At 65.9% G+C, this 21,748-nt stretch carries 17 protein-coding genes; 12 read left to right on the top strand and 5 right to left on the bottom strand.

The window, feature by feature from the left end; translation table 11 throughout:
- The first annotated feature begins 126 nt into the window (after positions 1 to 126).
- The gene (locus tag KBI52_RS22805) at positions 127 to 324 is read left to right on the top strand and encodes a hypothetical protein (RefSeq protein WP_173947280.1); all 198 of its coding nucleotides are present in this window, start codon (positions 127 to 129) and stop codon (positions 322 to 324) included.
- Positions 325 to 391: 67 nt separating this feature from the next.
- Here the strand turns inward: KBI52_RS22805 and KBI52_RS22800 are convergent, their stop codons facing one another.
- Together KBI52_RS22800 and KBI52_RS22795 are read right to left on the bottom strand one after the other, a co-directional pair.
- Entirely contained in the window at positions 392 to 1,384 is a 993-nt protein-coding gene (locus KBI52_RS22800) for a phasin family protein (RefSeq protein WP_210811862.1), read from the bottom strand.
- A 77-nt stretch (positions 1,385 to 1,461) separates the two neighbouring features.
- Complete coding sequence (locus tag KBI52_RS22795; RefSeq protein WP_173947282.1) at positions 1,462 to 1,659, bottom strand: hypothetical protein; 198 nt, start codon at positions 1,657 to 1,659, stop codon at positions 1,462 to 1,464.
- Between the two features lie 362 nt (positions 1,660 to 2,021).
- Between KBI52_RS22795 and KBI52_RS22790 the strand changes: the two genes are divergently transcribed.
- Positions 2,022 to 3,230: an efflux RND transporter periplasmic adaptor subunit gene (locus tag KBI52_RS22790; protein ID WP_210811861.1), complete on the top strand. Its 1,209-nt coding sequence runs from the start codon at positions 2,022 to 2,024 to the stop codon at positions 3,228 to 3,230.
- Entirely contained in the window at positions 3,230 to 6,376 is a 3,147-nt protein-coding gene (locus tag KBI52_RS22785) for an efflux RND transporter permease subunit (RefSeq protein WP_210811880.1), read from the top strand. Before KBI52_RS22790 ends, KBI52_RS22785 begins: the two co-directional genes overlap by 1 nt.
- Positions 6,377 to 6,410: 34 nt before the next feature.
- Here the strand turns inward: KBI52_RS22785 and KBI52_RS22780 are convergent, their stop codons facing one another.
- On the bottom strand, positions 6,411 to 6,785 hold the full coding sequence (locus KBI52_RS22780; RefSeq protein ID WP_173947284.1) for a hypothetical protein: 375 nt from the start codon (positions 6,783 to 6,785) through the stop codon (positions 6,411 to 6,413).
- A gap of 147 nt (positions 6,786 to 6,932) precedes the next feature.
- Between KBI52_RS22780 and KBI52_RS22775 the strand changes: the two genes are divergently transcribed.
- Positions 6,933 to 8,966, top strand: a complete 2,034-nt coding sequence (locus KBI52_RS22775) for a prolyl oligopeptidase family protein (protein ID WP_210811860.1) — start codon at positions 6,933 to 6,935, stop codon at positions 8,964 to 8,966.
- Positions 8,967 to 9,195: 229 nt separating this feature from the next.
- The gene (locus tag KBI52_RS22770) at positions 9,196 to 11,628 is read left to right on the top strand and encodes a helicase-related protein (protein ID WP_210811859.1); all 2,433 of its coding nucleotides are present in this window, start codon (positions 9,196 to 9,198) and stop codon (positions 11,626 to 11,628) included.
- 3 nt (positions 11,629 to 11,631) lie between these two features.
- Here KBI52_RS22770 and KBI52_RS22765 read toward each other — a convergent pair whose 3' ends face one another.
- A complete protein-coding gene (locus KBI52_RS22765) occupies positions 11,632 to 12,801 on the bottom strand; it encodes a M20 aminoacylase family protein (RefSeq protein ID WP_173947287.1) in 1,170 nt (389 codons plus the stop codon).
- Between the two features lie 96 nt (positions 12,802 to 12,897).
- Between KBI52_RS22765 and KBI52_RS22760 the strand changes: the two genes are divergently transcribed.
- From KBI52_RS22760 to KBI52_RS22735, 6 genes are all read left to right on the top strand, one after another.
- Positions 12,898 to 13,584, top strand: coding sequence for a phosphoribosyltransferase (locus KBI52_RS22760; protein WP_173947288.1), 687 nt, complete (start codon positions 12,898 to 12,900; stop codon positions 13,582 to 13,584).
- Positions 13,585 to 13,772: 188 nt separating this feature from the next.
- Positions 13,773 to 14,813, top strand: coding sequence for an ABC transporter substrate-binding protein (locus KBI52_RS22755; RefSeq protein WP_173947289.1), 1,041 nt, complete (start codon positions 13,773 to 13,775; stop codon positions 14,811 to 14,813).
- A gap of 10 nt (positions 14,814 to 14,823) precedes the next feature.
- The gene (locus KBI52_RS22750) at positions 14,824 to 15,672 is read left to right on the top strand and encodes an ABC transporter permease (RefSeq protein WP_173947290.1); all 849 of its coding nucleotides are present in this window, start codon (positions 14,824 to 14,826) and stop codon (positions 15,670 to 15,672) included.
- Positions 15,669 to 16,460, top strand: coding sequence for an ABC transporter permease (locus KBI52_RS22745; RefSeq protein WP_173947291.1), 792 nt, complete (start codon positions 15,669 to 15,671; stop codon positions 16,458 to 16,460). The genes KBI52_RS22750 and KBI52_RS22745 overlap by 4 nt, the downstream gene beginning before the upstream one ends.
- A gap of 6 nt (positions 16,461 to 16,466) precedes the next feature.
- Positions 16,467 to 17,534: an ABC transporter ATP-binding protein gene (locus tag KBI52_RS22740; protein ID WP_210811858.1), complete on the top strand. Its 1,068-nt coding sequence runs from the start codon at positions 16,467 to 16,469 to the stop codon at positions 17,532 to 17,534.
- Complete coding sequence (locus KBI52_RS22735; protein WP_210811857.1) at positions 17,534 to 18,859, top strand: amidohydrolase family protein; 1,326 nt, start codon at positions 17,534 to 17,536, stop codon at positions 18,857 to 18,859. The genes KBI52_RS22740 and KBI52_RS22735 overlap by 1 nt, the downstream gene beginning before the upstream one ends.
- Before the next feature lie 3 nt (positions 18,860 to 18,862).
- Here the strand turns inward: KBI52_RS22735 and KBI52_RS22730 are convergent, their stop codons facing one another.
- Positions 18,863 to 20,737 carry an adenine deaminase gene (locus KBI52_RS22730; RefSeq protein WP_210811856.1) on the bottom strand — a complete coding sequence of 625 codons (1,875 nt, stop codon included), beginning with the start codon at positions 20,735 to 20,737 and terminating at the stop codon, positions 18,863 to 18,865.
- Between the two features lie 83 nt (positions 20,738 to 20,820).
- Between KBI52_RS22730 and KBI52_RS22725 the strand changes: the two genes are divergently transcribed.
- Positions 20,821 to 21,744, top strand: a complete 924-nt coding sequence (locus tag KBI52_RS22725) for a nucleoside hydrolase (protein ID WP_210811855.1) — start codon at positions 20,821 to 20,823, stop codon at positions 21,742 to 21,744.
- Positions 21,745 to 21,748 lie beyond the last annotated feature (4 nt).

Here is a 21,748-nt window from a genome sequence, read left to right as displayed (position 1 = left end):
TCGTGCCTTGGCCGGATCGGCCTCGATCCGGTCGAACGCGGAAGCGGGATACCTGCCATAATGCCAAACGGATTGACGGTTAGTCTGGAGAAACTGTCTTGGTCCGTGCGGGCCGTGGAGGCACACATGATCAGCTGGATCGTCCGGATATTGATGGTTGCCGCCGGCGTCGTCACGAGCTGGTTTGTCGCCAAGGACGCCCCGATCTTCGGAGTGGCCCAGATGATGGTGGCCCTCCTCCTGCTGACCTTCGTGGTTGCTGTCCTGGCCTTTTGGCCGCATCGCTGGACGGCAGCCCTCGACCGGTCCGACAAGCAGCTCTGAACTCTCTTGGCGCAGGACGCCAGTGGCGCCCCCGGCCCTTGGCCGGGGGCGTCATTGCGTCCGGAGGTCAGGCCGCCCGGCCGACCCGTTCCGCGAGTTGCTTCACCTCGACCGTGGCGTTGCGGGCGGCCTCGTCGGTCAGCTGCATCGTGAGTTCCGCCATGCGGCGGCTGTTGTCGACGGTCTGCTCCAGATTGTCCCGGATGAGAGAGCTTTGAACCGTCACGAAGTCGTTCAGGGAGCGGCAGCGGGCGAGGGCATTCAGCCCGTCGAGATTCGTCTGCAGCCGCTTCTGGCTGAGTTCGAACCACTCCCGCGACACGTCCTGAAAGCCGCGCACGAGAACCGCGTTCGGCTGGACTGCGCCCGTCGTGCCGCCGGAATCCTGTGCCGCGAGGCCGCGTGCCTCCCCATCGGAACGACCGAACATCTGCATGGCTTGGCCCGTCGAGCGGCGGGCGAGCTCGGAAAACAACCCGAAGCTGTTCTCGACGACCTGCTGCATCGACTTGGCGATGCTTTGGGCACCGTCGGTCCCGGCTCGCACGCTCTCGGCGAGATCCTCGGTGACGCGCTGAACCGTTTCGACCGGCTCGCGGAGGCGGCGCGCCTCGGAGCGCTTGCTTTCATCGAATGCCACCATGTCGTCCTCCACCTTCTCGGCGACCGCTTCGGCCTCGTCGTCGCTCAGTACCTTGAGCACTGCAGGCAGAAGCTCCTTTCTGTCGTCACGGATATGCTGCTGGAACACCCTTCTCAGCTCGGCTACCTTGGCGAGGAAATCGCCGTTGTTCTTCGGCATGTGCTCGAGATCGGTCAGAAGTGCGGTGGTTTCCTCATGATCGCCGAGAGCCTGGCGGGCGAGGTCTTCCATTCCGTGCCGGCGCAGAACCGGCAGGAGATGCTGCTCCTGCAGGGTCGCCAGAAGAGTCAGCTCCTCCTGGAGCTCCGAGAACAGACGCTCACGGGTTTTGACCGCGTTGTCCGACGTCGCCAGAAGTTTTTCAAAGAGATCCCGTGCCCTGTCGGGTGGGGCCTGAGTGATTTTACGCGTGTTCATGATCCGCTCTCCAGGTTCCAGTGAGACATGATCCTGCGCTTGGCGCAGGCGGCTCCATGGTGGGTGTGGGTTTTCAACTAGTGCTGCAGCCCCAATGGCCAGGGAGCAAAAAGGTTCGGACGCCTCCATAGGACAAAATGATCCTGTGTGGCGAGATCGAGACGGGTGTCTTTCTCCAGCAGGGCGATCTGCGCTTCCACGGCCTTGAGCTCACGCTCGAGCCTGGCTGTGCGCCGGACCTCGGAGGTAACGGGCTTTCGTTTCTTGCTCTTCATCAAGCACTCCATGGTCCGGCGCAGCCCACCGCCTTCGATGAAGGAGCGGACGGCGTACGGATGGCCATGATTGTGCCCCCGGTGACTTGTTCGTTGTCGTGTTTGCCGCGGATGATACCGAAGCATCGCTGTTCGTCTGTCAGAAACCCGACACAAGGAAAGATTTTGTTAACACAAGTTAAAGTGCCGCAGGTGTCCTTGGGCCGGGTGCCGGAAGCCGGCCGGTCCGTCGCGGAACCCAGGCATCACCCAGATGTTCATGCCTAGGGTCGGAGATCTGCGGCCTGCCGCTCGCCTTTGATGAATCGCTCAAGGTCAACGCGTCCAATCGGGGCAGTTCGTACCGAGGTCTGGAGGGCACATTGGTCAGGCGCATCCTTCTCATTGCCGTGTTAGGCTTGGCGCTGGCCGGTGGCGTCTATCTCTACATGAGCCGCTCGCCGGAGAATGCCGCGCGGATGCAGGCCTCCGGGGCGCCGACCCAGCCTCCACCCCAGGTCGGCGTCATCGTCGCCCAGCCGGCGGAAGTGCCGTTTCCCGTCGTCTTCGCCGGTCGCGTGGCGGGCTTCCGCGACGTCGAGGTGCGCCCGCGTGTCGGCGGTCTCCTGCTCAAGCGGGAGTTCGACGAGGGGGCGCCCGTCAAGCAGGATCAGGTGCTCTTCCGAATCGATCCGGCGAGCTATCAGGTGGCCCTGAGCCGTGCGGAGGCGCAGTTGCTGCAGGCCCAGGCGGCCTTGCGCCAAGCCGAGGAGAACTTCAACCGCATCGAGCCGCTGGCCCGGCGCGGCGTGTCGACGGACGTGCAGCTCGAGGAGGCGCGCTCCCAGCGCGACCAGGCCCGCGCCGGCGTGCAACTCGCCGAGGCCGAGGTCCAGAATGCGCGGCTGAACCTCGGTTACACCACCGTCACGGCGCCCGCGGCCGGAATCACCGCCCTGGAATCACCTCCCGTGGGAGCCCTCATCCAAGCCCAACAGACGCTTCTGACGACCATTTCCCAGCTCGACCCGGCCTATGTGAACTTCTCTTTCACGGACGAGGAGGGGCGGGAGTTTCGCGCCCTAAACGAGCGGCGGGAGAAACCCATTTCCGAGAAAGACCTTAAGGTTGAGCTGCAGTTCAGCCAGGGGGCCGGCTACCCGCAAACCGGCAGGATCGACACCGCCGCCCAGCGGGTCGACCCGCAGACCGGGACGATCCAGGCGCGGGTGATCTTCCCGAACCCCGACGGCGCCCTGCTGCCGGGCCAGTTCGTACGGGTTCGCCTGATCGGCATCACGTTGCCCGAGGCTATCGTCGTGCCCCGACAGGCCGTGAGCCAAGGGCCCCAGGGGCCGTCGATCTACGTGGTCGGAGCGAACGACGTCGCACAGGCGGTGCCGGTCCGGCTGGGACCGGAAGTGGCCGAGGGGTGGGTTGTCCAGTCCGGCCTGAAGGGCGGCGAGCGGGTCGTGGTCGATGGCGTCATCCGGGTGCGGCCGGGCCAAGCCGTCCGGCCGGTGCCGATCGACCCGCAGGCCGCGCAGACGACCGGAACGGCCAACGGACAGCCGTCCGGAGCCCGGCCATGATCTCCAAATTCTTCATCGGCCGGCCCATCTTCGCCTCCGTCCTGTCGATCGTGATCGTGCTCGTCGGCCTGATCGCCATGCGGGTGCTGCCGGTCTCCCAGTACCCCGAGATCGTTCCCCCGCAGGTCGTCGTCTCCGCCACCTATCCGGGCGCCAGCGCTCAAACCATCGCTGAAACGGTTGCGGCCCCGCTCGAGCAGCAGGTCAACGGCGTCGAGGACATGATCTACATGCAATCGACGTCGACCGGCTCGGGGACCATGAGCCTGTCGGTGTTCTTCCAGACCGGCATCGATGCCGATCAGGCGACGATCAACGTCAACAACCGCGTCCAGCGGGCGACCGCGGTTCTTCCCGAGGAAGTGCGCCGCCAGGGTGTGACGGTGACCAAGCGGTCGTCCTCCATCCTCCAGATCGTGGCGCTGTCGTCGCCGGATCGGCGCTACGACACGATCTACATCTCCAATTATGCGCTGGTGAACATCATCGACGAGCTGAGGCGCACCCCGGGGGTGGGCGATGCCTCGCTCTTCGGCGCCTCCGATTACTCCATGCGGATCTGGCTGAAGCCCGACAAGGTCGCCCAATACAACCTGACACCGAGCGACATCGCCGCCGCCATCCGCGACCAGAACGCCCAGTTTGCCGCGGGGCGATTCGGCGAGGAGCCGAGTCCCGGCCAGCAGGCCTTCACCTACTCGGTCACGACCCAAGGGCGCTTGGCCGACCCACGCGAGTTCGAGCAGATCATCCTGCGCTCGGACGAGAACGGCGGAGCGCTGCGCCTGAGGGATGTGGCCAGGGTCGAGCTCGGGTCCCAGAACTATTCGACAGTCGCATCGCTCAATGGAGCCCCGACCGTTCCGATCGGCATCTACCTTCAGCCCGATGCCAACGCCCTGGAGGTGTCGAACGCCGTTGCCGCCACGATGGACCGACTGGCGCAGCGCTTTCCGGAGGGGCTGCGCTACGATGTGCCGTTCAACACCACACGGTTCATCGAGGTCTCCATCGAGGAGGTGGTCAGGACCTTCATCGAGGCGATCGTTCTGGTCGTGCTCGTGGTCTTCCTCTTCCTGCAGAACTGGCGCGCGACGCTGATCCCGCTGCTCGCCGTTCCGGTATCGATCATCGGCACGTTCGGAGGCATGTATCTTCTCGGCTTTTCGATCAATCTGCTCACCCTGTTCGGCATGATCCTGGCTATCGGCATCGTGGTCGACGATGCGATCATCGTGCTGGAGAACGTCGAGCGCATCATGACGACGGAGCGTAAGCCTCCCCGCGAGGCCGCGATCCAGGCCATGCAGGAGGTGAGCGGCCCGGTGATCGCCGTGGTGCTCGTGCTGTGCGCGGTCTTCATCCCTGTGTCCTTTCTCGGCGGCCTCGCCGGGGAGCTCTACCGCCAGTTCGCCGTGACCATCGCGGTGTCGGTGGTGATTTCCGGCATCGTCGCACTGACGCTCACGCCGGCTCTGTGTGCCCTCTTGCTCAAGGAAGGGCATCGGGAGCCTTGGCTCCCGTTCCGGATCTTCAATCGGGGCTTCGACCGGGTGACGCGCACCTTCACGGCCGGCACGGCCTTCTTCCTGCGCCACGCCGTGGCCGGATCGGTTATCATCGCGGTCATGCTCGGCGCGACCTGGTGGCTGTTCGAGCGGGTGCCGGGCGGCTTGGTCCCGGCAGAGGATCTCGGGTCGGTTTTCGTCGTGACCTCGCTGCCGCCTGCGGCATCGCTCGACCGCACCCTTGCGGTGACCGGAAAGGTGACCGAAGGGGTCATGCAGAACCCCGCCGTGGCCGATGTGGTGACCCTGGCGGGGTTCGATCTCCTGTCCGGCGCGCAGAAGACCAATGCCGGCGTCTCCTTCGTGTCGCTGAAGGACTGGTCCGAGCGCACCGACCCCCGGCTCGACGCCCGTAATCTCGCCCCTTCGTTTGCAGCCCTCAACGCGAACTTCCGCGACGGCGTCGCCATCGGGTTCAACCCGCCGCCGATCCAGGGGCTGAGCACGACCGGCGGCTTCGAGTTCTATCTCCAGGATCGCTCCGGCGGGAGCCTGGACAACCTCGCGCAGGCGGCGCAGCGCGTCATCCAGGCGGCCGGGCAGCGCCCCGAGGTGACGGGCGTTTCCACGACCTTCAGCACCGGCGTGCCGCAGTATCGGATCGACGTGGACCGCGACAAGGCGAAAGCCCTCGGGGTGCCGATCTCGGCGATCTTCGACACGATGCAGAGCACGTTCGGCAGCCTCTACGTCAACGATTTCAGCCTGTTCGGGCGCACCTACAGGGTCAGTCTCTCGTCGGAGGCCGAGTTCCGGCAATCGCCCGACGATCTGCGGCACGTGTTCGTCCGGTCGGACAACGGCACCATGGTGCCTCTCAACGTGCTCCTCACGACCGTCCGCATCGTGGGGCCCGACGTGGTCGACCGGTTCAATGTTTTCCCGGCCGCGAAGATTCAAGGCAATCCGGCGCCGGGCTACTCGTCGGGACAAGCCATCGCGGCCATGGAGCAGATCGTCGCCCAGACCCTGCCGTCCGACTACTCCATCGGCTGGACGGGGTCGGCCTATCAGGAGCTGCAATCGGCCGGCACCGGTTCCCAGGGGTTCCTCCTGGGCCTCGTGATGGTCTTCCTCATCCTGGCCGCCCAGTACGAGCGCTGGTCGCTGCCGTTCGCCGTCATCACGGCCGTGCCCTTCGCGGTTTTCGGCGCCGTCCTGGCGATCTGGCTGCGCGGGATCGAGAATGACATCTACTTCCAGGTGGGGCTCGTCACCCTGATTGGCCTTGCGGCCAAGAACGCGATCCTGATCGTCGAGTTCGCGGCCGAGCGCTATAGGGCAGGGGAAACTGCCTATGACGCCGCCCTGGATGCGGCCCGCCTCCGCTTCCGCCCCATCGTGATGACCTCGCTCGCCTTCATCCTCGGCGTCGTGCCGCTCGCGATCTCGACGGGCGCAGGCTCGGCGAGCCGCCACTCGGTGGGCACCGGCGTCATCGGCGGCATGCTCGCCGCAACCTTCCTGGCCGTCCTCTTCGTGCCGCTGTTCTTCCGCCTGGTAACGCGGGAGCGCAGGCGTACTGGAAGAGAGGCGACGCCGGTCGTGCCAGAGTACGTGCCGGCGAAAGAGGTTTAGTCTGCGGCGGCGAGAACGGCGGGTGTGGCGGGGCTCAGCGCTTGCGCAGGCGTTCGATCGCCTCCTTGTGCGCGGCCGGGTCCACATCGTACTCGGCAGCCAGGCGCGCAATCTCGGCCTGCCTCTCATCCGTCGAGAGCCTGGGGCTGAGGCTCGCCACCGCGGCCAGGAAGGACGCACCCGCAAATACTGGATCGCGGCGCCGCGCTGTCTGGTCCCGCTCCTTCTTCAACTCCGCCTGACGCTGCTTGTAGGTCTCGAGCGGGCCCAGCGCCCGCAGGGCCCGGTTGCGCAGGGCCGGGAGGGGCACGCCATGCTCCTCGGCGATCTCGGGAAGGACCTCCTCCGGATCCTCTCCCGCCAAGAGGGCGTCGGAGAGTTCTTCGAGTGCGGATACGAACGGATCCATGTCGGCCCCTTCAGATGCAATCATCGTCAACGGATGGTGATGGGTTCGGTTCTCGGCGACATGTTGCCCAGGACCCGGGGTGCCCAATAATCCATCGAACCGATTCTCGCCCGCCGAAATGCAACAACCTGAACGGAAAGCACGATCATGGCCGAACGGATGCAGGAGCAAACCGATCCCTATCTCTGGCTGGAGGACGTGGAGGGCGATGAGGCGCTCTCCTGGGTGCGGGCGCACAACGAGATGACGAAGGCCGCCTTGTGCGATGCAGGCTTCCAGGCCGACAAACAGGCGCTCTACGAGATCTCCACACGCCCCGACAACATTCCGTTCATTACGAGAAGGCGAGGCCTCCTGTACAATTTCTGGCAGGACATGAACCACGTGCGCGGCCTGTGGCGGCGGACGCCGATGGAAAGCTATCGCACCTCGGATCCGTCCTGGGAGACGGTGCTCGACATCGATGCACTGGCGAAAGACGAAGGGGCGGACTGGGTCTGGAAAGGGTGCGGGACGCTCCAGCCGGAGCAGCGCTACGGCCTGGTCAGCCTCTCCCGCGGGGGAGCCGATGCGGCCGTGGTGCGCGAGTTCGACCTCGTCGAGAAGCGCTTCGTGGACGATGGTTTCGCGCTTCCCGAAGCCAAGGGCGGGGCGACATGGCTCGACAGGGATCAATTGCTGGTGTCCACGACCCTCGGCGACAATGCCGCGACCGCTTCAGGTTATCCGCGGACGGTGCGGCTATGGCAGCGCGGCACCGACTTCCACCAATCTCCGCTGCTGTTTCAGGGCGAGTTCAACGACATCTACATCTCGGCATCGGTCGATCTCGAGCCGGGCTATGAGCGAATCTTCTACCGGCGCCAGATCACCTTCGAGGAGGGGATCAGCTACCTGGCCCAGGAGCAGGGCGATCCGCTTCTCATCGAGCTCCCGCGCGACGCCCGGTTCGACGTGGAGAAGGACTGGCTGCTCGTGAAGCTGAAAAGCGACTGGGCCCTGCCGGACCGCACCTATCCGGCCGACGCGCTTCTGGCGATCAGCTTCGCCCGGTTCATGGCGGGTGATCGTCGCTTTGAGATGCTGTTCGAGCCTGGCCCGAGGCGGGTCCTGTCAGGGTTCTGGTGGACCAGGTCCCGCCTCGTGCTGACGGTGCTCGACAATTTGGCCAGCCAGATCTGGCTGGCGACGCCGGGGACGTCCTGGCAGATGGAGCGGCTGGCCGGCCTGCCGGAGACAGCGGCCGTTCACGCCATGGCGCTCGATGCGAGCCAGCTCGAGCGGACGGATGAGTTCCTGCTGTCGGTCTCGAGCTTCATCGAGCCCACGAAACTGGCCCTCGTGACCGAGGACAAGCGGATCGAGGTTTTGAAGGAAACGCCATCCGCCTTCGATGCCTCGAACCTGGAGGTGACGCGGCACGAGGCGGCTTCCGTGGACGGCGAGCGCATTCCCTATTACCAGATCGGCCCGAAGGAGCAGGGCGGCCAGCGGCCGACCGTGCTCTACGGCTATGGCGGCTTCTCGGTTTCCCTGACGCCCGGCTATCTTGGCGGGATTGGCAAGACCTGGCTGGAGCGCGGCTATGTCTGGGTGGTCGCCAACATCCGGGGCGGCGGCGAGTTCGGGGCCGCCTGGCACAAGGCGGGCATGCGTGAGGGCAAGCGCCTGTCCCACGATGATTTTGCCGCCATCGCCCGGGATCTCGTCGGGCGTGGCGTTACCTCGACAAGGCAGCTTGCAGCCTATGGCGGCTCGAATGGGGGCCTCCTGGTCGGCAACATGCTGACCCGTTACCCGGAGCTGTTCGGGGCGGTCTGGTGCACCGTGCCGCTCCTCGACATGCAGCGCTATACCCGCCTGCTGGCGGGCCCGAGCTGGGTGGCCGAATATGGCGACCCGGACAGTCCCGAGGACTGGGCTTACATGGCAGGTTTCTCGGCCTATCAGAACCTCCAGGAGGGCCAGGCCTACCCGCCCGTGCTTCTGGTGACGTCGAGGCGGGACGACCGGGTCCATCCGGGCCACGCCCGCAAGATGGCGGCCAAGCTCGAAGCCATGGAGCAGCCCGTGCTCTTCTACGAGCCCGACGATGGTGGCCACGGTGCCGCCAACAAGGAGCAGGCAGCTTTTCTGACCGCCCTGGGATTGTCTTTCCTCAAGAAGACGCTCATCCCTTGATATCTGCCCGGTCCATCGACACATAGAGGGAGAAAGATTCGGCCGCCCAATGCTTTAGATCACCTCCCGCGGCACAAGGGTATGATCCTCGGCCAGGCCGAAAGTTCTTCCTCGCAAACATCTGCGCCTTTCGGGTGTTGAAACCGGTGTGAAACCGATCCGTCGTGAGGCGCTCCTGAAATGGGCCGGGGCGGGCCCGCCTGGGCTGCTCCAGTCAGCGAAAGTCCGAATGTCCAAGAAGTCGAAACATCTCGTCAGTCTCAATCACCTGCCCGGGATCCTGCTCGCCAGCGCGGCCGAATGCGAGCGCTGGATCGACGCCGGTCTGATCCCCGTGGCCGAGCGCCGGACCTTCCAGAAGCGCGGACGCAGCTTCGAGGCCCCCATGTTCGACCCGGACACCGTCGCCGCCCTGGCGGCCGAGGTTCCGGCATGGCGCGCGCAAGGAGGCGAGACGCCTGAGCGCAATGGTCCTGTCCGCCGGAAGGCCGATGACAGTTCTCAACCCGTGGATGAAGCCGCGCATCGCCGCCGGCAAAGCATTCTCGCGCCGGTCCGGAAGAACACCGGGATCTATCTCGCCGAAGACATCCGTCGGATCGAGAGCGGACGATGGAAGCCGGAGCGGGTCTTTGCGGGATACCGGGCGATGTTCAGCTGGCCCATGCAGATCCTTCCGGACGGCGCTCCCGTCGACATCGCGGTCGAGTACGCGTTCGCAGAGCCTGTCGAGGTCGCGGCCGTCGTGCTCGCGCCGGCGCGCGTTGAGCGGACCGAGCTCGCGGCCGCGTCCGAGGCGCTCGAGGCTCGTCTGATCGAGCTCCGGGACGCAACCTTTGCGGCCTGCGAGCAGGAGCTGGCCGGCTGGCGCGACGAACTCGAGACCTATCTCGATGCTTACGAGGATGCGAACGAGCGGAAGGCGATCCTTGACGGCATCCGCTCGGCGCTCGAAAAGCTCGACCGGGTTCATGCCTCGGACAAGGGCGGTCCCGCAGGAGCCGGGCGCAAGCTTCGGCAAAAGCTCGACGATTTCCGCTCGAAGGCCACCGCCCGGCGCCTGCGGCACCTGCGCGAGGCGCAGATCCGGGAAGCCTCGGGCTATGAGAGCTACGCGGCGATCTTTCCCGTAGCGCGGTCCTTGGACCGCCGTTTCCTGTTCCTGGCAGGGCCGACCAATTCGGGCAAGACTCATGAGGCTCTCAGGCTCGCCGGCGAGGCGCAGACCGCCGAGATCCTGTCGCCCCTGCGGCTCCTCGCCCTCGAGCACTACGAGCGCCTGAGCGAGCAGGGCTTCGCGGCCGGCATGATCACCGGCGAGGAGCGTGTGCTGCCCGAGGGCGCGACGCATATCGCCCGAACGATCGAGACCCTGGATCTGCACCGCGTCGTCGACGTGTGCGTGATCGACGAGGTCCAGATGCTCGGCGACCCGAGCCGCGGCTGGGCCTGGACCCAGGCGATGGTCGGAGCGCCGGCGAAGCTCGTGGTTCTGACCGGCGCCCCCGAAGCGATCCCGCTCGTGGAGCATCTGCTGGCCATGACCGGCGAGCCGCTGGAGGTGAAGATTCTCAAGCGCAAGGGCAAGCTGCGCGTCGAGGGCGTTCCGGCCAATCTCAACAAGCTGATGCGGGGCGACGCCGTTGTGGCCTTCACCCGCCGCGACGTGCACGATTTGCGCACGCGCCTGGTCGCGGCCGGTCGCACCGTCGCCACCGTCTATGGCGCACTGGGCCCGGAGGTTCGCCGCGCCGAGGCTGCGCGGTTCCGCAATGGAGAGGCGGAAGTCCTCGTCGCAACCGACGCGATCGGGATGGGGTTGAACATCGGTCCGCTGAGGAGAGTCGTGTTCTCGACGCTGCGCAAGTTCGACGGCGTGCGGGAGCGGCAGCTCAACGCCATGGAGATCAAGCAGATCGCAGGCCGGGCGGGGCGGTTCGGCCACCACGACGAAGGCTTGGTGACGGCGCTGCCGGAGGTCGGAGCCTATGCGCAGGTCGAGACCGCCATCCGCAACGCTCTGAACGGCGATGCCGCGAAGCTGCGTGGCAAGGCGTTCGTCCGTCCGAACCAGGAGACGGTGTTGTCTGCAAGCGAAGTCTTGCAGACCGACCGCCTCGGCCGCGTGCTGCGCCACCTGAACGACAACCTTGTCGCAGGTCATCCGGATCTGCGCATGGCTGACATGGACGAGATGATCGAACTGGCGTCGCTCCTCGATACGGTCGACCTGCCGATCCTCGACCGCCTGTCCTACTCCATGGCGCCGGTCGACGGTCGCGAGCGCTTGGCGGTCGAGCTCCTTCTCGACTGGGCACGGCAACATGCGGTGTACGGCAGGGTCCAGGCTCCCGATTTCGGCGTGAACACGGATCTTCTCAAGCTGGAAGCCAGGGTGAAGATCGCCACCAGCTGGCTGTGGCTTGCGCAGCGCTACCCGCAGGTCTTCGACGATGTCGAGGCAGTCGTCGACCTGCGCGCGAGCCTCAATGCGAAGATCGAGGAGAAGCTCGTCGCGACCTCCGTCTCGCACCGCCGCAAACCCGACGAGAAGGCACGGCGCGACCGGAGCGCGAAGCCACGACGGCAGAAGAACAGGCGCCGCGGCCGGGACGAGGCTCCGGCCGGCGAGGCGGAGTCCTATCTCGTCAGGGGGCGGTAGGCCTCAAGCCGCCAGCTCCTGCTCCACGAGAGCGACCCAGAAGGCGACGCCGGTCGGAATGGCTTCGTCGTTGAAGTCGTAAGCCGTGTTGTGGTGCAGGGCTCCGTCGACGGCAGGCCCGTTGCCGAGCCAGACATAGGCTCCCGGCGCGGCCGCGCCGAAGAACGCGAAGTCGTCGCCTGCGGTCGAGGGCTCGAAATCCGTCAGGACCTTGGCCCCACATACGGCCCGCGCCGCCTTGAGCGCGCGGGCCGTAGCATCGGCATGGTTGATGACCGGCGGGATGCGGCGGCGGAATTCGTACGAAACCTCGATCCCGAACGTCACCGCGACACCGCGCGCCAGACGCTCGATCTCCGTTTCGAGCTGGTCGCGCACCTGTGCGGAATAGGCTCGCGCCGTTCCGCCGATCTCCGCCACGTCCGGGATGACGTTGAGCGCCCGCGGATCGCCCGCCTTGACGGAGCAGGCGCTGACCACGGCGGGCTCCAGCGGATTGACCACGCGGCCGACGATCGTCTGGAGCGCGGAGAGGAAGTGGCCGCTCGCCGTGATCGGATCCTTGCCGAGATGGGGTTTTGCTCCGTGAGTGCCGACGCCCTTGAAGGTCACGAGCCATGTATCGGACGAGGCGAGCTGCGGGCCCGGGGTGACGGCCATCTCATCGGTGCTCAGACCCGGCATGTTGTGCAGGCCGTAGACCGCGTCGCAGGGAAAGAGGTCGAACAGACCATCTTCGACCATCTTCCTGGCGCCGCCCCGGCCTTCCTCGGCCGGCTGGAAGATGAAGTGAACCGTGCCGGAGAAGTTGCGGTTCTTGGCTAAATGACGGGCCGCGCCGAGCAACAGGGTCGTGTGCCCGTCATGGCCGCAGGCATGCATCTTTCCGGCAATTTTCGACCTATAGGGACGCTCGGCTTGCTCGGGCATGGCCAGCGCGTCCATGTCGGCGCGCAGGCCGATGGTCCGCGTGCCGCTGCCGACCTGCAGGGTGCCGACGACGCCCGTCTTACCTAGGCCCCGATGCACGCGAAGTCCGGCCTCTTCCAGCAAAGAGGCCACGATCCCGCTCGTGCGCTCCTCTTCAAAACCCAGCTCCGGATGCGCGTGGAGGTCCTGGCGGAGACTGCGCAGGAACGGGAGATCCGCCTGGATGAGGTCCTGTCGGGGCATCGCGATGTCGTCCTGGATTTGCGGCCGGAATCGTTCGATAACGCGGCTGAACACCCACGACAATCATCCTGTACAATTCGAGGAACGAGACGAGCGATGCAGCCGCACGATTTCTGGCAGGAGATCCATCCGCCTCGAACATTCGACCCGTCGCCGTCCGACGGGCATCGCGGGTTCTTCCCGGCCGATTTCGCGGACGGGCGCCAGTTGCGTCTTCCGATCCGCGAGCTGGCCGACGGAGAGCACGCGCTGGCGTCCCTCATCATCAACCAGGCCGGCTTCGCCGTCGAGGAAGCGCTGTGCGCCAGCCTCGCCGAACTGGTCCGACCCTTCGACCCGGAGGTGGTGATCGGACTGCCGACCCTCGGACTGACGCTGGCGAGCGGCACGGCGAAAAAGCTGGGGCATGCCCGCTACGTCCCGCTCGGGACCTCGCGCAAGTTCTGGTACCGCGACGAGCTCTCCGTCCCGATGAGCTCCATCACCAGTCCCGAGCAGGTGAAGCGCCTCTATCTCGATCCGCGCATGCTGCCGCTGGTCGAAAGCCGGCAGGTGCTGCTGGTCGACGACGTGATCAGCAGCGGTCGCTCGATCGCTGCCGCCCTTCGGCTGCTGGACACCTGTGGCGTCCGACCGGTCGCCATCGGGGCGGCGATGCTTCAGACGGACGCGTGGAAGGAGCCGGTCTCGGCCGTCTTTCCCGGAGCGCGGGACCGGGTCGTGGGGGTGCTCCGGACCCCGCGCCTGAAGCGGAATGCGGCCGGTGCCTGGGCTCCCGAATAGGGTGCCTTTGATTTGCAGGTTTTTTGAGCAGAATGGCTGTAAGGTAGGCAGGGTCCTCGGCGGGCGGGGCTTTCCAGCGGCCGTGGTTGTGTTAATGCGTGGACCCCGTAGGGCGGTCATCGACCGCGTAAAGGGCATCGGCACCCTTTCCCTTGGCCGTGATACAGTGGAACCCGGGAGATCCTCAGATGGTAGGGCGTTGGCAGAAACCTTTGGCGGGCATGGCTCTTGTTCTGACCGCTCTGGCCGGGGGGCCGGCCGTGGCCCAGAACAAGACCCTGACGATTTCCTGGTGGGGCTTCAACGGCGACAAGCTGGAAGAGATCATTCTCAGGCCGTTCCGCGCCCAGTGCGGCTGCGAACTGGTCTTTGAAACAGGCAACAACGCCGATCGCCTGAACAAGATCAAGATCCGCGGCGGCAGCGGGGTCGACGTCGTCTACCTGACCGACAGCTATTCGCAGCTTGGGATCCAGGAGGGGCTGTTCCAGCCCGTCGACCGCTCCAAGATCCCCAACGTCAATGGCATCTACGATCTCGCCAAGGAGCCGCAGGGCAAATACGGCCCGGCCTATACCATCGGACGCGTCGGCATCATCTACGACAGCGCCAAGGTGTCGGCCCCGATCACATCCTGGAACGACCTGTGGCGCGATGATCTCAAGCGCCGCGTCTCCCTGCCGGGCATCACCACCACGGCCGGCCCGATGACGGTTCTCGTCGCGGCCAACAAGGCCGGCGTCGATCCTTACAAGGACGAGAGCGCGGCCTTCAAGGCTCTCGAGCAGCTGAAGCCCAATGTGGTCAAGAACTACAATACGGGCTCGGAGCTCGTGAACCTGTTCTCCACCGGGGAGGTCTCGGTCGCCATGGCCCAGGACTTCACCCTCGCCCAGATCCAGGCCGCGGTCCCGACCGTGCGCTGGGCCGAGCTGAAGGAGGGCGACTACGCCACCCTCAACACGGTGAACATCGCCAAGGGGGCGGCGAACCCCGAACTCGCGCACCAGTTCATCAACTTCATCCTCGATCCCAAGATCCAGCAGACGCTGGCCGAGCGCGGCGTGGATGCTCCGGTGGCCACCGCCGTGCAGCTCAAGCCCGAGGAGGCCGCCCGCTGGACCTATGGCCAGAAGATGATCTCGTCGCTGAAGCGTCTCGATTACGAGAAGCTCAACGCGGCCAAGAGCGACTGGCTCGACGCCTGGAGCGAGGTCTTCGGGAAATAATCCGGTCATCATGACATCGAGACGCTTCTGGCGCCGGAACGGCGCAACCGGGTGGGCGCTGACGGCGCCCGCCACACTCGCCGTGATCGCGTTCCTGATCGTACCGATCGGGGCCGTGATCGCCGGCACCTTCATGGACCCGCGTGGGGCCTTCGCTCCCTACATCTCCTATTTCAACAGCGGCTTCCGCACGACCGTCCTGTTCCGGACCCTGCAGATCTCGGCCTTGACGACGATCATCTCCCTGATCTTCGGCTTCATGACCGCCTATGTGGTGTCTCGCGCGCCGGGCAAGCTGAAGAGCCTTCTCATCGTGGCGGCCGTGTTTCCGCTTCTGACCGGCGTCGTGGTCCGCGCCTTCGCCTGGCTCATCATTCTGGGCCGCAACGGCATCCTGAACCAGGCCCTGCTCGCGCTCGGGGTCGTCGATGAACCGCTCGAGATGCTCTACACGCAGGGCGCCGTCATCGTCGGGATGGTCTATCTCTTTGTGCCGCTGATGGTCCTGTCCCTGGTGGGCGTCCTGGAGAACATCCCCAAGGACGTGCTGCAGGCCTCCTCGTCGCTGGGCGCATCGCCCATGGCGACGTTCTGGCAGGTGCTGCTTCCCCTGGCCGTGCCCGGGCTCATCGTCGGCGCCGTGCTGGTCTTCACGGGCAGCTTCACGGCCTACGCCACGCCGCAGCTTCTGGGCGGGGAACGCCAGACCGTGCTCGCGACGCTCCTGCAGCAGCGTGCCATGGTGTCCTTCGACTGGGTCGGCGCCTCGACCATCGCCGCCATCATGACGGTGATCACGATCTCCATCGTTCTCGCGATGAGCCACATCGCCCGCCGCATCAACCCCATGGCCACGTGATGTCCGACAGACCTCATCCCCTGCTCATCGTCGTTGCGGCGCTGGTCTATCTTTTCCTGATGGTGCCGCTCGTCATCGTGGTCGGCGCGGCCCTCAGCGACACGACGTATCTGACCTTTCCGCCGCAGGGGCTGTCCCTGCGCTGGTTCGAGAACATCTTTCAGATCAGCGCCTTCCGGCGGACCATCGTCACCAGCCTGCAGATCGCCTTCCTCGGGACGCTGATCGCGCTGCTGATCGGCATCCCGGCGGCTTATGCGCTCAACCGCTTCCGGGTCGAACTGCCGAAATGGCTCGGCACGCTGTTCGTCCTGCCGATCCTCGTGCCCGAAATCGTGTTCGGCTTCGCCCTCCTGAAGTCGCTGACGGTCGGAACGGGAGCGCCGATCTTCCTGGCCCTCCTCATCGGCCACACGCTCATCGTCCTGCCCTACGTGGTTCGGGTGATCAGCGCGAGCCTCGCGTCCTTCGACTTCTCCATCGAGGAGGCGGCGATCAGCCTGGGCAGCGCTCCGGTGAAGACATTCTTCACCATCGTTCTGCCGAATGTCAGGGGAGGGGTGATCGCGGCGTTCATCCTCGCCTTCATCACCTCGCTCAACGACGTATCGGTGTCGCTCTTCCTGACCGGGCCGGGCATCAGCACCCTGCCGATCCAGATCCTCGCCCATGTGGAGCAGTTCTTCGACCCGACGGTCGCCTCCGTGTCCGTCCTTCTGATGTTCCTCACGGTGGCCGTCATGGCCATCGTTGAGCGGACCCTCGGCCTCACCTTTCTTGCGAAGTAGCTTTCCGTGACTCAGCCTCTCCATCTCGAAGCCGTCTCCGCCCATTACGGGACGACCAAGGTCCTCGAAGACCTCTCGCTCTCGGTCCAGGCGGGCGAGCTCGTGTCCCTCCTTGGCGCCAGCGGCTGCGGCAAGACCACGACCCTGCGGCTCATCGCCGGGTTCCTGTCGCCCACCAGCGGATCAATCACGCTGGGCGGTCGCGACCTGACGCGCCTGCCGACCCATAAGCGCGACATCGGCCTCGTCTTCCAGAACTACGCCCTGTTCCCGCACCTTTCCGTCCTCGACAACGTCGCCTTCGGGTTGAAGCAGCGCGGGATTGCCACGGATGAACGCCGGAGGCGGGCCATGGCGATGCTGGAGCGCGTCGGGCTTTCGGCTCTGGCGAGCCGAGCGCCCGGAGCGCTCTCGGGCGGGCAGAAGCAGCGTGTCGCTCTCGCCCGGGCGCTCGTGATCGAGCCGCCGCTGCTGATGTTCGACGAGCCGCTCTCCAACCTGGATGCCAAGCTCAGGGTCGACATGCGCGTCGAGATCCGCCAGCTCCAGCGGGCGAACGGAACCACGTCGGTCTATGTCACGCACGACCAGGAGGAGGCGTTCTCAATCTCCGACCGCGTCGCGATCATGAATGCCGGGCGTCTCATGCAGTTCGACCGGCCGGAGGTGCTCTACCGGCGCCCGGCCAATACCTTCGTGGCCCGTTTCGTCGGGTTCGAGAACATCATCCCGTTCCAGGTGGTCTCGCGCGACGGCGACGGGGTGACGGCCGAGACGGCAGGGATGCGGCTGCGTCTCTCGCAGAGCCTGTTCGGTGCCGTTCCCGACACCTTCCTGCTTGCCACGCGCCCGGATGGGCTCGTCGTTTCGACCGATGCGGCCGCCGAAGGGCTTCCGGCAAGGCTGGGCCTGAGAACCTATCTCGGCAGGGCCTACCAGTATCAGTGCGAGACCGCGGCCGGCCCCCTCGTCGCCAACGGCAGCCTCACGGCTCCCCTGCAGGCCGGCACCCAGGCGAAGCTCGTTCCCGTTCCCGAGCAATGCACCATCCTGGCGGGCGAGGGAGACGAGTGATGGCGTCGATCCTGATCGTCAACGCCTGCCTGCTTCCCATCGACGGGACCATGAGCGTCATCGAGCGGGGATGGGTGCATGTCGAGGGGAGCACGATTCGGGCTCTTGGGTCTGGCGAGCCGCCCCCCGTTGCGGGAGCCGAGATCATCGACGTCGGCGGCGACGTGATCATGCCCGGCATGGTCAATCCCCACGCGCATCTGGCCATGACCCTCTTCCGCGGCCTCGGCGAGGACGTGGACGACCGGCTGTTCCGCTATGTGCTTCCCATGGAGCGCAAGTTCGTGACGCCCGAGATGGTCCGGGTCGGTACGCTTCTCGGCGCGCTCGAATCCATCGAGGCGGGCGTCACCACCATCGCCGACATGTATTACTACGAGAGGGAGGTCGGTCGCGCCCTGGACCAGGCAGGGCTGCGCGGCGTGGTCGGCCAGACGCTCGCAACCTTCGATCCGCCGGATCACCGGACGATTGACGAGGGCTTCGCGCTCGTCGAGGAACTGGTGGCCGAGTTCTCCGGGCACGAGCGGATCGTTCCCTCCATCGCGCCTCATGCGCCTTATTCAACCGATGTGGAGATCATGGCCCGCGTGGCGCGCTGGGCCGAGGCGCATCCCGGCGTGCCGGTGCAGCTCCATCTGGCCGAGATGGACAGCGAAATGGAGTGGTGCCGCAAGAACCACGGCCTGCGGCCCGTCGCGGTGGTCGAGAAGGCGGGGCTGCTGCGACCCGGGCTGATCGCGGCCCATTGCCTGCATATAGACCCGTTCGAGATTGACCGTATGGCGAAGGCGGATGTGCGCGTCGCCCACAATGCGCGGTCGAATGCGAAGGCGGGACGCGGCATCGCCCCCATCGAGGCCATGCGTGCGGCCGGCATCAAGGTCGGCATCGCGACCGATGGACCGATGAGCGGCAACACCCTCGACCTGTTCAGCCAGTTTGGACCGGTCTCCATGTTCCAGAAGCTGCTGGGCCACAGCCGTAAGCCCATGCCGGCCGCCCAGGTGATCCGCATGGCGACGCTGGAAGGGGCCCAAGTGCTCGGCCTCGACGGCCGCATCGGCTCGATCGAGCCTGGCAAGCAGGCGGATCTCATCCGCATCGATCTATCCGCGCCGCGCCTGCAGCCGGTCTACGACATCTACGCCACGCTGGTGTTCTCCGCCATGCCGGTGGACGTGCAGGACGTGATGGTCGGCGGCCGCTGGATCATGCGCAGCCGCCAAGTCGAGAGCCTGGAGCGCAAGAAGATCCTGCGCGACGCGGGCCAGATCGCAGCCGCGTTCAAGGCCGAGATGGCCCGCATCGACGCGGCCCGATGACGTCTACCAGACGACCGGGTGCGTCTGCCCGGTCGCCACGTTGACGAAGCCCTGCGGGGCGGCCTCGCAGGGCGCCACCAGGACCCAGCGCCACGGCGCGCAGGTCAGCGTCGCGAACTGGAGCCGCTCCGGAAACCCAGGATACCAGCGTGGAGAGAAGGTGGGCTCGTAGAGCCACTCGATCCGATCCGCTGCCGCATAGAGCCGTTGCATCTCCGCGTCGAGATCCGCCGCGGAGCGCTGCGTCATCAACCCGCCGATCTCGTAGCGCACCTCGGCAAGAACCTTACCACCGCTCACGAGGACCCAGCCGCCTCCGATCTCCGCCACGCGGTTGGCCACCATGGCCATGGCTTCGTCGGAGGAGCCGACGACCCAGAGATTGTGCTTGTCGTGCGCGACCGTGCACCCGACCGCCGTATCCGGTGTCTTGGGTCCGCAGCCGAGCCAGAACATGCGCGAGATCCGTCCATCGCCCGAGAAGCGGTCGACGATGGAGAACTTCGTGACGTTCCGGCTCGCGTCCCGTTGCACCTCGCCGCTCTCGACGGGGAGCTCCATGGTAATGAAGTCGTCGTGCCAGTGGAAAGGGCGCAGGAGAGCGGCCTGCATCGTGGCGCGGCCCGGCTCGGCCGCGATGGCGAAATCTTTCGGTTCGATCCGGCGTTGGATCTTCACGGTCTGCGAAGCCCAGTTAGGCCAGCCGATCGGGGGCAGGGGGCCGAGATAATCCTGTCCTGTGGACACAGGCTTGCCGTCGGCCCAGACCTCGGCGATGGACACCTTTGCAACGTCGTCGAGCATAACAATGTCCGCGAAGCGGCCCGGCGCGATGCTGCCGACCCAGGGCGTCAGCCGCATGTGGCGGGACGGGTTGATGGTCACGCACTGGATCGCGATGTCCGGCGGCAGTCCCGACTCGATGGCGAGGCGGACATTGTGGTCCGTGGCACCCATCCGCAGGGTGTCAGAAGCGCTGCGGTCGTCGGTCGCGAACGCGACCTGCGACCAGTCGGAAAGACCGCGCTGGAGAAGTCCGGCGATGATTTCCGGCATGGAATGCGGCCTGATCTCGATGAAGATGCCGTGGCGGAGCTTGTCCCACACCTCTTCGGCCGTCCAACCTTCATGGTCCGATGCCAGACCGGCTGCCGCGAATGCATTGATCGAAGGGAGATCCCGCAGGCCGGCCCCATGGCCTTCCACCACGCCGCGCTTCTCGAACGTCGCCTTGATCATGCCCCAGAGCCGCCTGTGCGAAGGGTTGTCCGGATTCCAGACGGCGGGCCAGTCCATGACCTCGTCGAGGCCCGCCACCATGAGGCTGTCCTTCAGAAATCCTGCCTGCTCGTCGTAGCCGTAATATCCGCCGCCCCATTCGTAGGCGGTCGGCGGAACGGCCGAACCCGGCAGCGGAAAGATCTTCATCGGCGAGCCGTGGCGCCGGGCGGTGAGCCAGAATTCGAGATTGTGAGGCCCGTCCACGTTCGAAAATTCGTGGCTCGCCTCGCAGGTCCAGGTATTTCCGCGCGGCAGGACGAGCGCGGCTTCGTATTCCGGCGTGAGGTGCGAACTCTCGATATGCTTGTGCACCTCGCCGAAACCCGGAACCGCCGAGAGATCGCTCCGATCCACCCGAGCCTCGGCCGTGCCGGGAAAGGTGCCCGCCGGTCCCGTCCAGGCAATGCGGCGGCCGCGGATGGCGATCTCCTGATCGTCGAGCCAAGTTCGCGTATGAACATCGAGCAGGCATCCGACGCGCAGGAGCAGGTCCGCAGGCCGCTTGCCCAGAGCGACCAGAACGAGGTCCTGTCTGATCGCCACCTCGTCCGCGGCATTCACGAGAAGATCGTCGGGGAGCGAGGCTGTAGGTTTCACGGGGCACCTGTGGCTATGGTCAAATCCGGTCCGGTGTCGGATAAGCGGTCGAACGGACTCACAGCAAGGTTTCTAGACCCATCATGCCCGACGCAAAACCCCGGCTGATCGTCATCGACACGGACCCGGGCATCGACGATGCCATTGGGATCCTGCTCGCTCTCGCCTCACCGACGTTTTCAATCGCCGGCATGACGACCGTCGCCGGGAACATCGGCATCGAAACGACGACGCGCAATGGGGGCCGGCTGCTCGCCTTCGCGGGCCGGGAGGATATTCCGGTCGTTCAGGGAGCCACGGCGCCGCTCTCGCGGCCCGGACCCGAACCGCTGAATCTTCATGGCGAGAACGGAATCGGCGGCGTCGCTCTGCCTGAGCCTGTTCGGCCGCCGGAAAGCCTGCCTGCCGCCGCATGGCTCGCCGAATTCCTGCTCGACCAGCCCGCCGGCACGGTCGACATCTTCGCTCTCGGACCGCTCACGAACATTGCCCGGCTCTTTATCGACAACCCGGATGCCGCTCGGCGCATCGGCCGGATCATCGCCATGGGCGGGGTGGTTCACGAGGCGGGCAATGTCGGCCCGCGCTCCGAGTTCAATCTGTGGGCCGATCCTGAAGCCGCCGCCGTGGTCGTGTCGTCGGGACTGCCCCTCGTGCTGGTGCCGCTCGACGTCACCCGGAGGGTGCGCGCCTCACGGGAGTTCGCGCAGGCGCTGCGGGTGGCCGGAAAGCCTCTCGCGTCGATGGTGGCCGATCTCGTCGAATCCTATTTCGAGACGAAGACGCATCAGGAGAGCCGTCCGCTGCATGACCCCTGCGTGATGCTCTTCGCCCTGGCGCCGGAACTGTTCCGTCTCGAGGACCTGCACCTCGTCGTCAACACCGGATCAACCGAGGAGGCGGGAGCGTTGACGGTGGACGGAAACGGAACGCCGGTTCAGGTCGCCATCGGGGTCGACGGCCCGGCGGTTCTCGATCTTCTCGCCAGGACATTGACCGCCGCCTGACGCA

This window comes from Microvirga sp. HBU67558 (assembly GCF_018069605.1).
Taxonomy (GTDB): domain Bacteria; phylum Pseudomonadota; class Alphaproteobacteria; order Rhizobiales; family Beijerinckiaceae; genus Microvirga; species Microvirga terrae.
Note: the sequence above shows the minus strand (reverse complement) of the source record. Positions and strands in the feature narration are given on the sequence as shown.